9 protein-coding genes and 1 tRNA gene are annotated in these 14015 nt (G+C 52.8%); 6 read left to right on the forward strand and 4 right to left on the reverse strand.

Translation table 11 applies throughout. The features are described 5' to 3' along the window. Positions 1-96 precede the first annotated feature (96 nt). Positions 97-684, reverse strand: coding sequence for an SOS response-associated peptidase family protein (locus ACWFTY_RS10585; protein WP_447524191.1), 588 nt, complete (start codon positions 682-684; stop codon positions 97-99). Positions 685-989: 305 nt separating this feature from the next. On the opposite strand from ACWFTY_RS10585, the gene ACWFTY_RS10590 reads away from it, so the two are divergent. From ACWFTY_RS10590 to ACWFTY_RS10615, 6 genes are all read left to right on the forward strand, one after another. Further along, entirely contained in the window at positions 990-1916 is a 927-nt protein-coding gene (locus ACWFTY_RS10590; protein WP_447524192.1) for a 3'-5' exonuclease, read from the forward strand. Positions 1917-2047: 131 nt separating this feature from the next. Further along, positions 2048-2578, forward strand: a complete 531-nt coding sequence (locus tag ACWFTY_RS10595; RefSeq protein ID WP_447524193.1) for a hypothetical protein — start codon at positions 2048-2050, stop codon at positions 2576-2578. 83 nt (positions 2579-2661) lie between these two features. Next, on the forward strand, positions 2662-3240 hold the full coding sequence (locus tag ACWFTY_RS10600; protein ID WP_447524194.1) for a hypothetical protein: 579 nt from the start codon (positions 2662-2664) through the stop codon (positions 3238-3240). Between the two features lie 71 nt (positions 3241-3311). Continuing rightward, a complete protein-coding gene (locus ACWFTY_RS10605) occupies positions 3312-4034 on the forward strand; it encodes a hypothetical protein (protein WP_447524195.1) in 723 nt (240 codons plus the stop codon). Positions 4035-4359: 325 nt separating this feature from the next. After that, entirely contained in the window at positions 4360-4671 is a 312-nt protein-coding gene (locus ACWFTY_RS10610) for a hypothetical protein (protein WP_447524196.1), read from the forward strand. Between the two features lie 91 nt (positions 4672-4762). Continuing rightward, entirely contained in the window at positions 4763-6898 is a 2136-nt protein-coding gene (locus ACWFTY_RS10615) for a nuclease-related domain-containing protein (protein WP_447524197.1), read from the forward strand. Positions 6899-7094: 196 nt separating this feature from the next. On the opposite strand, the gene ACWFTY_RS10620 is transcribed toward ACWFTY_RS10615, so the two are convergent. The 3 genes from ACWFTY_RS10620 to ACWFTY_RS10630 all read right to left on the reverse strand — a co-directional run bounded on the left by ACWFTY_RS10620 (position 7095) and on the right by ACWFTY_RS10630 (position 13960). Further along, positions 7095-11444, reverse strand: coding sequence for a hypothetical protein (locus ACWFTY_RS10620; protein ID WP_447524198.1), 4350 nt, complete (start codon positions 11442-11444; stop codon positions 7095-7097). Positions 11445-11643: 199 nt separating this feature from the next. Further along, positions 11644-13728, reverse strand: a complete 2085-nt coding sequence (locus ACWFTY_RS10625) for a DUF6538 domain-containing protein (RefSeq protein ID WP_447524199.1) — start codon at positions 13726-13728, stop codon at positions 11644-11646. A 158-nt stretch (positions 13729-13886) separates the two neighbouring features. Further along, positions 13887-13960, reverse strand: a tRNA-Gly gene (locus ACWFTY_RS10630). Positions 13961-14015 lie beyond the last annotated feature (55 nt).

Consider the following 14015-nt stretch of genomic DNA (forward strand, 5'->3'; position numbering starts at 1 on the left):
AAGGAACACCAATGATCACGCTTGATCGATGGACTGATTAATTTTGGCCTTCAGCCAACATTTGCTGCTCATGCACTGGATCATAATAGTCTATGATCAGTTTGCCATGGACATCAATTGCGATGGAAACGGCACCGCATACTTCTCCGCCTCATCTCCTGACAGCCAATCGTCATAATCTTCAGGATGCAAAATCACCGGCATGGCTTTGGGATGGATTGGTTTGATAAGCGGATTGGGTTCGCAGGTTAGAAACGCATAAACACTGCCTTCATCTGAAGGTCGCCAGATCCCGGCGAAAGCTGAGACAGACGCTTCATCGACCTTGAACCAGCATTCTTCCCTCCCCGCATTGGGTTTGGGCTCTGCAAATTGGGTGAACGGCACAAGACAGCGATTTTCAGGCTTTGTCAGCATTGAGCGCCAGAAAGAACTGGAGAGATTGCGGACGTTGGTGATTCTCTTTGTAACAGTCGTGCCCGGGCGCTTCCCTTTCATGGTGAGCGGAACGCCCCATTGCATGGTATCCAGTTTCTTCTGACCGTTATCAACGCGAGCAATTATGCCCTGATATTTCGGCCAGACATCAACCTTGATTTCAGAGAACGGGGTATCATCAGCCGCGCCAATATATTCTTTCCAAGTGGGAATAGCTTCCGGATGGTTTTGATAGTGGTTGCACATATTCTCAGCCGATCAAAAGTTTTGAACTCCACGATAGATAATCGCCACACCATATTGCGTCAAACCAGCCTGACCTCATAGCCATAATTCTATGTTGGCCGAGCGAAAGTGTACAAATTTGAAATCGTCATCGGCGAAAACGGTGGAGGACTTACCGCCTCCTCCATTATTGCGCCGCTAGTCGATAAACCGCCTTCCCGTTTGCCTCCGCATGAATCCACATTGGGAAAAGCGGCAGTTCTATCTTTCGCGTCAAAAGTAGAATAGCATCCGGCTGAAGCCTCATTTTTGAGGTTGGAATTTGAATGGAAAATGTTTCCGTCGGCCAGCCTCCTACCAAGAGGTATATCATGAATATAAAAACCACTGCTGGGCATTCGCCGACAGGTCACCCGTCCGGAACCGAAAACGATAAAGTCCGAGTTTTGCACCGTGTTACGCCCTTCCGCGAATGGCCAGAAGTTGCAGACCCTGTCGAACCGCTGATGGACGTTGCAATCCTTGATACCGAAAGCACGGGCCTTGATCCCAAACGCGATGTGGTGATCGAAATTGCAGTTGCGTTTGTCATCGTCGATTCAATGGGGCAAATTGTCAGGATCAAAAGCGCTGGGAAGTCATTGCAAGACCCTGGCGTTCCCTTGTCGCCAAAAATTGTCCAGCTCACCGGATTGACGGACGAAATGTTAGCCGGCCAGACTATGAATCCTGCTCGCATTGCAGAACGTCTGAATGAGATGGATGCCATTTGCGCTCACAACAGCTTTCATGATCGGCGATTTGTCGAGAGACTGCTTCCAGATCTTAATACAAAACCATGGATCTGCTCCATGCGCGATTGCGATTGGGCTGGCTGGGGCTTTGATGGGGCCAAGGCCGATCATCTGCTGATGCAGGCTGGCATGTTTAATCCGGTCAAGCATCGCGCAATGGATGACGTGACCAGTCTCACCAATTTGCTGACCTTTGTCACGCCATCCGGCAAAACAGCCTTGGGCGAAGCAATTGACAACGCCCGCCGCGACACGTGGCTATTTGAAGCGCGCGGACTGCCATATGATTATCGCCAGATCATAAAAGATCGAGGCTGGCGCTGGAATGGCAAGGTCTGGTGGACTGAAGTCGCGCATGATCAGCGCGAGGCAGAAGAGGCTTGGTATGCGCGGGCTTTAAAGCCATTTTCGGGCACGCCGCATATCGAGCCAATCACATGGCTAGAGCGATACCGCTGAATCCTGAAGATTAAGAAACGGGCAGCTGAAGCGCTGCCCGGAGAACAATGAAATTGAAAGTGAATTTGAGCTTCCGAAGTGAATGGAAAAGCTCCGTCCAGAAAGGACGTCACTAAGAAAAGGAATACAGAATGAAGAAGAATACAACTGGCGCGGGCTGTCCGCGCAAGGCGATGACGCATGCCTTGCGCTATGAGCTGGGTTTGCAGGCAGAGCGGACTGGAACCTGCGCCATAACCTTTGGAGCTATCAGTTTTCCATCCGAGGCAGTGTTCAACGCCGCTGCAGATGCTGCCATCGATAACAGGCATGACATGATAGTCAGCGTCTGGGCCGATAACAGCTGTGAAAAACCATCTGGCTATGCGCTGATCCTGCGTTCCATTGGCGGCGCTGAAGTTTTGGAAGTCGAGCCAGCGCAGCTCGATAGGAGCCGGCCATTGGTTATGGTCTCACTCGATCGAAAGCGGATGTTCTTTTTGAACGAGAGAGCCATTGTCGTGGAAGCGAAATGCGACCGTGGAGGAAAGGTCGAACGGGCAATTCGCCGGGGCAAATCCATATTGGACAAAGCTGCCGCTGATGGCTCTGAGCGGACTGTCCGATGGGAACATACCCGCGTCACCGTTGAAGGAGATATTATCAAAACCCAGAACGACTAGATTTTCGCAGCGTATTTTTATTCACCAGCCAAACGGGCGGCATCTTCGGATGACCGCCCGTTTGGCGTTTCAGGACAATTTTTATGAAACCTCCCATATATTCCGAGCGGATCGTCACCTTCTCCGTCATCTACCATCCCTACCGCCGCAATACCGAGCGCTTCATTCGCGCCTTTGGAGCCTTTGAAGTCAACTTGCAGCCTGGTGATGACGTGTTGTTCACGCGCCATCATCATACATATCCAGATAAGGATCGAACCGCTCCTTTACTGGAGATGACGAAGCTGCTGGATCAACAAACCGACTGCGTTTGCGGGGTTCTGGAAGCTCCGGGCGGGTCTCACCGGCCAAAACACAAAGCCGACTTTGCTGATGACGTCCTTCATGCTCTGCCGATTTTTAATCTGGGTCTCCACCGCAAGATCCATGTTCACCGAACGGAAGACCAATATGTCAGGGTCAGTGCGGAACTCTTCGGCATAACTTTGGCGTCCGAGATGGCCGGGCCATCGGAAAAATCTAGGCGAGCAGCAGATCACGCTCAGGCACTGTGGCTGTCCTGGGTGTTCAATTGTCTCGCCGAAGATCCGGATCAGGCCAGCTTGGTAGCGGCCTTCCAGGCTTGGCGCCGCGTTGACGACCTCCGTCCCGTTACTTTTTAACAACAAGAACCTGCTGCACGTCAGCAGGAGAAAGAAAAACCATGCAAAAATATACAATTCTCGACACCGAAATGGTGTTCGACCGCTACTATACCGAAGCCTATCGGGAAATTAATCCGAAATGTGAGAAGACCCGCATCGCTGCACGCAAACTCAATATGATCGCATTGCTCGACATCAGCATCGATGATCTTGGCCGGATATCGGTAGGGAAATTGCGCAGCTGGACGACAGAACATCAGGATGAAGGGGAAATGCTGATGTCGGCCTTCGACGATTTGCGCGCCTCTGCCGATCGGATGCTGGTCACATATGGAGGCTCAGCCATGGACGCCAAAGTTATCGAACTGGCCGCTATGACGCATGATCTCCCGCTACCCCCACAGCTTGTTCAGGCCTTTGGCCCTCGCACAATGCGCCCAGCCCATTTGGATATCAACGCAGCTATGAAAGGATTTGGCAAAACATGGCATCATCTTTCTGAGGTGCTCGTGAGAATCGGTATTCCAGTGGCGCTGATCCGCGACAAGGCAAATCCTGATCTCCCGTTTGAAACAGGCAATTGGGACCTTGCACGCCAGCATTGTGAGTTGGACACCTTGCTAACGGCGATTGCGCTGGTAGCGTGGCGGCGCATTCAGGGTGATCCATGTCTTCGTATTCCGGAAGCCATCTTTGCGTTGATTGAAGGATATTTGCGGCAGCGGCCAGAAGCGATAGCTGGGCCGATTTTGAAGGAAGAGCAGGAAAGTCTTCTAGAGAAAGTCTTTGGGTTGGCAGCACAGGCGGCTTAAACCTGAAAGGAGTTGCGTTTTTCGGCAATCCCAACTTACTCCCGCTCAGAGTTAGGTGATTAGGTCGGGATTGCCGAAAAGTCGTGCTTCCGCCTGTGACGCGGCAAGCTGCTTATCGGCGACCTCACCATTCTTCGAAATTCCCTGCAGTCCGATTTTAAGTCTGCTTCGCGCCCAATATCGATCATTGAGCCTGTCGCTGCGCGATCCTGGAAGCAGCCACCTCTTCCGCAAGGAGGGTAGCGAAATATGATCTCGCGTTCTCCCCCAAAAACGTCTAGGTTCCTGAATTCGCACGATCCGCAGATTATTGGTTGTTAACGGCATGGTAGCTTTCAAGAAACTTCGCCGTTCCATCGTCTTAGAATACGATGCGAGTCAGGACGCGGGATGGGTTTGGCGCAGTCTCAAGACTGGCGAAGCGACCGTAAGTAAGGTCTTCACTTTCCTTCGAGAAGATCTCGTTTCCGAACCCGATGCGGACGCTGACGATTTTGACGCTTTCACTTACCGATTCCGGTTGTCGCGGACCGGCAAACGGTATTACCATATCGAGGGAAGAAAGCTTGGCATTCCTAATACTGTGCTCATCGCGAAGGACGGCGTCGATTGGCGCCGTAAGGAAGAGGGGCTCTAGCTAATTCCGAAAGGCGATATTCCTTCGTCTGTCAAAGTTCGACACCTAAGCGAAAGCCATCGCGTCCATTTATATTTGAAGAGAAGAGTTAGTGGTCGACATCAATCTGGGAGTCCCCAAAGTTGGGCAAAGCGCCTTCAATGACGCGGTTAAGGCCTTGGACGGCACACAGGTTGTCGCAAAAATCGGCGAGATGGACGATGTAGATATGGCTGTTACCGAATTGGCAGGCAGGATCTTGCGACATGCCGGTTTGATCCAGAACCGGCCTGATCCCGTGCGACAGGCTCGGCGGAACGCTTTTCTGACCGAGCTCAGGAAAGCTCTGGACGGCGCTTCAGAAGTGGCCTTGGCGGGTTTTGACGGAGCAGTGAATACAATCCATCATGCCGAGGACGGTCATCACCGGATACTGGCTGCAAGAGAGAAGTGCGACTTTCTAGCCTTGGATCTGCCGGCGCGGATTGGAGCGCTTATTGCCCGGGCTCGTCATGAACTGCACGACCTGCATAGGTCGATCGAACGTTCTATTGCCGATTCAGGGTCTTTGACCCTGGGCGACTCGCTTTCGATCCCGCGCGACGAAGCAGAACCCATATCGCCCGAGGCCGTGCACTCTCAGTTGGTCCGCTCCCTCGGAGCAGCCTTGAAGCTGGAAGGCTATGGCGCCGGTCTTTTCGATGTCGACGGTCGCCTCGTCGTCCCCGAACCTGTGGTTCCGGACCAGGCCGCGTTGATAGCGATAGGTTCGGAACTCGTGCTAGGAACTCTTTGGCTTCAATGGGAGCATTTTCACAAGACCGCCCGCTATCTTGGTGATGAAATATCGGTGGAACAGGCCGAGATCCCGGTGGGGGATGGAGGCGATGGTGCTACCCAGGGGCCATTGCGAAAGGTGACCCTCTTTCAACGCTCTCGGAACGCCAATCAGGTCGACTTCATAGCAAATGAGCGCAGTTTGCGTCGTGAGGGCTTGTCGGGCGGGAAAATGGTTTTCACGACCAATGTCTTGGACGGTGCGAGCGGTATCGATGGAATGGTTCCGCTTTGGCCCGAGGCCTGGGTCAGCGCCGAGGAGGCAGGTCATGCAGCCGCACTGAGCGAAGCGCTGGGCTATAATGTCGCAACGGACCAGCATAGACCCGGCGGCCTTCGTCTGGTCGAATGGTTGCGCTGTTATTCATCGCTTTCGGCCCTCGCCAGCAGCCGGGAAGGTGAGGACGGGTTTCTTCCGTCAACAATGGAGGAGATCAGCGAGTTCCTTAGTCGCATGTCGATCGGAGCGAAGCAGATTGGAAAGTTTCTAAAGGCTGCCAGCTTCGGACGCAGTTCGCGTGACTTGCAAGACGCGCCTCTGATCGCGACCCCATCAGGGTTTCTGCTGGCAGGGCCGGGCTTGGCTGACCAGCGCCTTGTAAGAATCATTCCCTCCATGCTTGCGTCACGCGGGGTGCAGCTCAAGCGCAAAGGCGCAGCTTTTGAGGAGCGTGTGCTCGAGTTTCTTAGCAAACAGCGTATGGATGCGCGAACCGTCAAGCATGATGACAAGAACGTCGGAGAGCTTCAGTATGATGTGCTCGCGCGCTGGCAGGATCACATACTTCTGATCGAATGCAAAAATCGCGGTTTAAGCGACAATGATCCGGCAACCGCGTATCACAAGATCAGCCAGACCGCGGATGATATCGAGCAGGTGAAGCGGTTGAAGAAGGGGTTGGCGGACAACTCGTCTATCCTTGAGAAGCATTTCGGGAAAGATGCACCGATCTTGCCCATCATCCCGATTGTTCTCCACAACGAGACTTGGCAATTAGCGGGCGCGCTTGACGGCGTTTACGTCCACGATTGGTCAGCTCTCACCCGTTTCTTTCAGGAACCCGCTTATCATATAACGAGGCTTCACCGGGTCAATGGGCAGACGATCGCGAACCGTGTTCCGATAGCCTCCCTCTGGGAGGGCGACCTGCCAACGCCCTTCGATTTGATCAAGCAACTGGAGGAGCCCATCCAGACCAGGATCGAAGAAGCCCACGCGCGGTTGGCGGGGCATCAGTTCCCGCTGGATGAAGAGACGATCGTCCAGAATTGGTGGCAACGATTGGACCCCAAGACAGAGACGAGCATGTGCAATGTGTTCGGTGTGGATGTGACGGCAGTTCAGACAACACTTGATCGGCAAGGAGCAGCGATTGACGCAATGGCTGAAGGCGAATACCCGCCTCGTTGACGAAGACCTCGCGTTGACGTCCACTTTGAAAGATTCCGATCCTCGAACACGCCTAACCTTCAGGTCCAGTTTGTGAGGGTTCTCGATCCAAACCTGCCAGTCCTGTCTCGGCCCAATTGCCGCCAGTCTGAAATGCGCCCAATCTCGGACATAAATTGATCAAAGCGTCACCCAGATAGGGGACGCTCACTCTACATTATCTCTTCCAGTTCCCTATCGGTAAGGTATCCGCCTTTGGAGCCCGCCGAGTAAGGTCAATGACAATCACTTCGACGGCCGACACCTCGGGATAATTGTTCGCAATAGTGGACCAGTATCGCTTCAAAGACTCGGCAAGTTTATCGAGCGGAACAGATTTGCCTTCAATCCGCCACCGCTTCGCTTCTGCACGGCCTTGCCAGAGCAACAGCATGATACCGCATTCGGCGCCATCCTCCCGCAAATAGTCACCGATCAGCTGATTTTGCAGTCTTTCACACAGCTTCGGCCCACTCCAGCCCTCGTCAAGCACCTTGAGTTCAATCGGCACGGGCGCGGACACATCATTGTTCAGTAGCCAGATATCCGGCCGTTGCCGGTTAGGAAACTCGTTTTCCTGTGCACAGCGGAAAAGCTTTTCTCCGCGCCGGTTAAGTTCGCCCGCCACCAGATTACGAATTTTCGTTTCGCCCTTAACCGCTTGCCAAGCAGCATACGGGCTCTCATTGCCCTGTTCCAACCAGTGCTTGAGTTCGAATAGCTGCAATATACCTTGATGGAAAAGCTCACGGTTGGTTGTCGGAAGGAACGTCAACGACTTGCTAAACTTGCGGACCTGTTCGGCCGTCCAATGGGGCAGATCACCATCCAGAACCGCGCGCCGGCGTGCCTGATGTGCCATCCACTCTCGAAAGCTTGCGTCCGGGTGCTCGGTTATCAATTCTCTGATCGCGATATAGCTTTCCTTGCCGGGCAATTCGACAAGGAGGTTGAACAGCATATTGCGAGCGTCCTGTGCATCGTCTCGCAGTTCGGGTGAATAAGCGCCGCTGTTTGCGCGGTGATTATCCTCATTTGCACGGATATACTTGTGCATCAGAACATAGAGCGATTTCAGATATGCTGGCTGTTTGAAATTGCTGGCGAGAAACTCAATTTCTCGGCGCATTCCGCGCCCTCCGACAAGCCGCGTGATGAAGCTTTGCGCAGTCTCTTTGGCCTCGCCCGCTTTTAGGGTTGCCAGCCATTTTTCCAATGCAGGGATACCAGTTTCCGGTTCGCTATCGACCCACAGAGCATACCAGATCGCCAGATGGTTCGGCCCCGGCTTTGCTGCAATGCCGCGCTTGGCGAGTTGCAACAGCTTTGTCGGTTCCGTCTTGCCGCCCGCTAGAATGTTCAGAACATGGCGCAAGGCGTCGTCATTGGGTAAGTCCTGCGAAATGTAGCGCTCGATGAGACCGGGTGCCAGCGCGGCATGGAGCCATGATCCGTAATATACCAGATCATGGAGGATATAGTGATGCGATGTGTCAGGACCGCTATTATCCAGCTCCCAATCAAGTTCTTTGTGAACCGCCGTCAGGACCTGCTCGGGGAAGGCATTGTAAACACTCTCTAGCCACGCCGGGAAGCCGTTTAGTTCGGAGGTCATATATCTAAGCGCTTGCTTGACCTCTTCGGGGCTTAGGCCTTCCGGAAAATCCTGACGCTCCTCCGCTTCTATCGAGAGGCCGGTCATTGCGAAAATCAGCGCATAGGGGATTGTGCTGGCATCCGCCCCTTCAGAGCGTAGTCCGGGACTGTAGGTCCGCCAAAAGGCGACCGCTGCATCGCGAAACGCGGAGGCAACTTTTTCGCCAAATTCGGGCACGAGTGAGCGCCAGTTAGCCGCGGCTTCTCCGCGACTGACCCGCATCTCGTCCTTTTCGATTTCCTGCATCAGCCGATATTGGTCATCGCTGATCTGGCCCGACTCCAATCCCGGCGGATAGCAGATATGATCGGGGTTGGCCTTTATCTTGGCGATCCATTCCGATCGATTTCGTTGCTGCTCCTCTTTTCGCATTTCGCGCTTCTGCTGGCGCGACAACGAGTCCTCACGCATCTTCTTCATTTGTTCGGATTCCTGAGGATCCAACCAATTTGCCAAATTGGTCGTTAGCTCCGTGTCGCCTACCAAGCTTTTCCGCAACGCGCTCAATAACGGCTGCGGCCTATCGTTATCGACAAAGATTCTATAGGCAAGCGACAGCGCCACCTGCGGATCGTCGGGATGACCGCCTGTGTTATCGCGGATGAAAGCAAGGGCGTCGTCAAAGCGCTCGGCTGCAAACTTCCAGTAATGGCCAAGCCAGTCGACTTGATGATGAGTCGTCAGACGGTCGCCGTTCCGCTCCGCTCTTGCCCGCGTCTGATGGATACTCGCCCAAAACAATTTGTCATTCAGTTCTGGCCAAGCCGGCACCAGTTCATGCAATTTGGTTTTATATTCATCGACATCCCCCGATCGCCAAAATCGCACAGCAGGGATCTTCAACATGACGGAGATTACGTCGTCCGACAGCGCCACATCGACATGCGCAGAGACCAACTTTTCAGCTGCGTGGCTGGCGTGAGCAAGCAACCAGACATAGTCTTCGGACACATGACACTCGCCGCGCTCTATATAGGGCTCGCGTTCCAGAAGGACATTGAGTCCTGTGACCATGTCCAACAACGGCTGGCTACCGGTTGCACCCTTGTTAATCGTCATCCTCTCAATCAGACCGTGCATCGCCTGTTTAAGACCCATTATTTCAAAGCGCTCGTAAGGTGGTAACTTCTCCAAGCTGGAAAGCAGCAATTCAACCGCCTCTGCATCGGCAGCGGAATTTTGGATAATTTCCGATAGCAGTTCGCGGGGCAGATCGTCCGCTGAATCATGCAGCGCAGCCCATAGACGCCGCTTTTGCTTTACATCACCGCATGTCATTACCGCGCGGGTTGCGGCGATGCGGGCATATTTTCCCCGCTCGTTGTCTGCTGCAATGCGCAGCAATGCGGGGACGCAAACCTTCATATCCCCCTGCCAGACGAGCCTGCCCAAAAAGAATATGGCATCGTCGTGGCCTGCGTATTTCTTGATTAGTTTGTGAGCGTCGTCGGCCAGGTCTTCCTGTGCAATCCGGGCAATGGCGCTGTTGTCGCTAACCGACCGGCTACCTTCGCCGCTGACAACGCGTGCAATCACGTCCTGAAGCAATTTTCGTCGTTCGCCGACCGGCAATCCGGCTACATCGCCACCTTCCATCGCTATTTCTGGCTCAAGCGCGAGAGCTTTTTTGCGGATTTCTTCGTCGAACAAGATCAACCAAGGCAAGATCGGGCGCAACCGCAGCGTGATGATCTGCTCGCCATACTGTTCGCGAAATATGAGGTCCTCGACAGCGCGGCGATAGCCCTTTTTTAGCAGGTCATCGAACCACTCGGCGGCCAGAAGTTCGCGCACGTCAAGATGACGAAAACGCACCATTCCGTAAAGCACATCATTGAAGAGCGGCCGTTCCAGAAGCGCGCGAATGTCCTTTTGATCCCCCCAGCCCGACAAAAGCTCTGCGCCGTCAATTCCAGGTTTTTCGTGGCTTTCATCAGGAACATATATACCCGGCTCACCGGTCAAAAGGACAGCTGCGGCGAGCAATCTGGCTCCCTCACGGGCGCCTTCGATATCGAGTGGCTGTTGCCATTCTCGCTCAGGTCTGATTTCCCGCAAGCGGGCTGCAATATTGTGCTGAAGAAGGGCTAGCCTACCCCCCAATGTGCGATCACTGTTCCACTTGGCAATCAAGCCCTCCAGATCGAATGGCCGTCCAGCCAGATCCATAACATCAGCGCGTTCGATGGCCGTAACAAAATCTTCGATCCTTGATGCGGAACGGTGTGTTGCGAAAAGACGGATTTCGTCAATATCCAGCGGCTTGAGCTGGAACACCTTCAAGCCTGTGTCTACGGTTACGGCATCGTCGCTTGGATCGACATCTTGTCCCGTCGGCTCCTGTTTCAACTTCACCGATGGGAAAAGTTGGTCTACAAGAGAAAAATCGCGGCGTGGCTGCCAAGCATAAGGGCGACTGGAGATGCAGATATGCGCGCGATCGTTGGCACCTGCTATCTTTATCGCGAAAGTCCGCAGCGCCTTTTCAACAGCCCGCGGATGGCTGAGCCGGGCTTCATCGACGGAGTCGAGAAAGAACCACGCTTCATCGGATGAATTCCGCCATTTTTTGAATTTTGCCGCGTTACCAATTTCGAAAGCCTTTTCGAAATCGCTGTTGATATCTTCAATACGGATGAAAAAAGCATGCCGGTCTTGCGTATCAAGATATTTGGCGCGAGCCTCCAGTTCGAAGGTCTTGCCTGCACCGCCCGCGGCCAGAATGACCGTCCTGTAGCGCGCATCGATTTCCCGCCAGCCTATCGGCTTGCCGTAGCCCATCATCTCAAGATAGTCGGCTTGCTGAGCTTCATCGACATCAGATGACACCGCTTCAAAACGGCGCTCCAGCGGAACGGGGCGGTCAGTCACTTCTGCCTCCCGTCATGCCGGATAGCTGATGGAGCGTGAAGCTCGTATGGCGTTTCTTTTGCAAGAGCATCGACAGTCTCTAGTTCGGATCAAATTTTTGCGCCACCCAGCAAACCTCAAAAGGCAGCCAGTTACAAGTAACTATCCGAAAAGCGGTAAGTCCGTTTCCGGTCCAAGAGGGACGCGTGGACGGGAGCAATCATTGACAAAAGCGGTGCTTTGCACTGCGCCCCTTCGCCGAACCAACTCGCGAACGGTTGTTAATAGGAAGCAGTCTCAATTTTGGCACGAGCTTAACATGAGCAGTTACGTTAGGCATTTCAGAAATCATGATCTGTAGTCGCTCCTTCAATTCCGTGGTTTCACCCAATGCAGCGGCGCGTTTGTTGTAACTTCTTGGCCCGGTGCCTTTCAATGAATGTCCCATATGTTTGTCTATTATGGTTTGGCTGATTTCCGGTGATGCCAGCACAGATTGATTATAGGTCCGCAAAGAATGGAAATCGGAATGCTTGCCACTATTTGTTTCGGGAAGCGGCAATACGGCGTGCGTTGCATCAGCTAGGAAACACCAGGCTATCGCATAAAATCGCTTTCCACCGAAAGTCGATGGGACTTTTCCGTTCTTGGTAATTTTTGCTTCGTCTTCATAAAGCTCGGGGAAGATTGGTAGTATCTTGCTGTTTTTGCTCTCATGCTCCGCAGAAATAGCTTCGACATAGGCTTTTAATCCTAACCTCAAAAGTTGCGGATGGAGCGGCATCACGCGCCGCCGTGATTTGCGTTTAAGACCTCCAGGAGTTTTGCCATCTTGGCTTCGTGTCATATTTGATTGGACCATCAGGAACGGAATTTCGCAGTCGAAACCAAAATCGACTACTTCCAGCCCGCAAACTTCCTCGCGAGCAAGCCCTGAGTAAGTTCCGATGAGCGGCGCCCAATAGGCAGCATCTTGATAGATTACTGGTGAATGATTTTCTTTGACCCGGTTGTGGGCTCCACCACCGCCTTGCCAAAGCGGTAAATTGAACATCGCTTTAAGATGTGCAGGCGTCCAGGGCATACGATCCGGGTCATCTGGGTCTAATTCAATCGTAGACCCTTCTTCTACGAAATTCATTTCAATATCTTTGTATTGTGAGCGCCAATGTGTTTTTGAAAGATATTTGGATATATTCTGCAATACGCTCAAATCTCGGTTGATAGTGCGGTCATTTCTTTCCATGCCTTCCTCGATCTTTGGAATGTTCTCAAGATCAAAGGCCTTGGCCATCGGACCAGACTTTCCCAAATGGCCGAACCGAAAATCCTTCGGGATGAGATGCATGATTTCGACAAAATCTCTTATATCTTGCTGATTATAATCACTTAGACTTTTGTCACCTGTAACCCAGGCAAACCGCTCCGCGATTGCATTTCGCTGCCCCCTGTCCGGCTTCCAATTTTTCTGGATGAAAAGCGCCTTGAGTGTTGGCTCGATAATTTCGCTAAATTTCAAGCTGCTGGGGTTTAGATATTGGTTTCCACGACCGATTTCTGGACCGATGCTAGCAGCAGCTTGCCCTAGCGAAAGATCGATCGTTTTATTCTCGCTCAGCTGCTGCAAAGCGCGCGATATAATATCATCATCGAGGAGTGCCATAACTCCCCTTCCGGACGTTTTGATAACGGAATGATCGAGTAAAGCTGCTCGATCGTGAGCCTCGGCATAACCGCGGAACTTTTGGTAGCGCGCATCGCCAAGGATCGCCTGGTTGTGAGATATACCGAGCTCGTCCAGTGCATCTTTTGCATCAGACAAGCTGACGCTCATTGGTGTAACCGCGATCTCCAGTGTTTTGATCAACCGCAAAAAATCGCTATCTGACCAGTTATCGCCAATTACGGATTCTATGATTTCTGCATCAATCCCTTTTGCATCATGCGGCACCTGTTGAACGATCCGGTAAGCGGCTGCCATTATCTTATGCAGAAATGGGGGAGTTGAGGAACTTCCTATTGGAGAATCTTTATGCGCTGTCGCGTGACCCAGTTCTTCCTTTAATGCATTTTTGAAAATTGCCTCGCGCTCTTCGATCGTCAATGTCCCGCGCTGAAAATTTGATTGCATGTCCATTTCTGTTTTATCCCATATCACGGCAAGCCGGCTGGCAAGACGGCGCGCCTCGCCTGGATCCGCTGTGCCCAGTGTTATGCTTATAGGACGTTTGGACAGTTTTGATTCAAAACGCCGACGAAAATGGTATCTCGCGCCCTTTCGGATCAGATAGGTCTGCTTACGCATCTCCCCGCCCCTGTATGGTGAACGCGATCAGTGAACGCACCAAACACCGGGTAATGGATGTGTGAGAAGCTATGTGAGAAGCTATGTGAGAAGCTATGGGATAAGTCATCGCCAGACCGCCTTAAAAGTAGCGGTTTTCTGCGGCTAGTTGAGAAATGTGGAGCGGGTGAAGGGAATCGAACCCTCGTCGTAAGCTTGGAAGGCTTCTGCTCTACCATTGAGCTACACCCGCATTTCCAGATCGAACGTCAGATCGACCGAATGCGCCGCTATTGCCACCGCTTTTC

This window comes from Parasphingorhabdus sp. NYA22, assembly GCF_976973735.1.

What these genes read in the sequence shown, in the direction of transcription:
- ACWFTY_RS10625 (WP_447524199.1), bottom strand. Translation starts at nt 13,728, where the DNA reads ATGCGTAAGCAGACCTATCTGATCCGAAAGGGCGCGAGATACCATTTT.
- ACWFTY_RS10595 (WP_447524193.1), top strand. Translation starts at nt 2,048, where the DNA reads ATGAAGAAGAATACAACTGGCGCGGGCTGTCCGCGCAAGGCGATGACG.
- ACWFTY_RS10590 (WP_447524192.1), top strand. Translation starts at nt 990, where the DNA reads ATGGAAAATGTTTCCGTCGGCCAGCCTCCTACCAAGAGGTATATCATG.
- ACWFTY_RS10600 (WP_447524194.1), top strand. Translation starts at nt 2,662, where the DNA reads ATGAAACCTCCCATATATTCCGAGCGGATCGTCACCTTCTCCGTCATC.
- ACWFTY_RS10605 (WP_447524195.1), top strand. Translation starts at nt 3,312, where the DNA reads ATGGTGTTCGACCGCTACTATACCGAAGCCTATCGGGAAATTAATCCG.
- ACWFTY_RS10610 (WP_447524196.1), top strand. Translation starts at nt 4,360, where the DNA reads ATGGTAGCTTTCAAGAAACTTCGCCGTTCCATCGTCTTAGAATACGAT.
- ACWFTY_RS10585 (WP_447524191.1), bottom strand. Translation starts at nt 684, where the DNA reads ATGTGCAACCACTATCAAAACCATCCGGAAGCTATTCCCACTTGGAAA.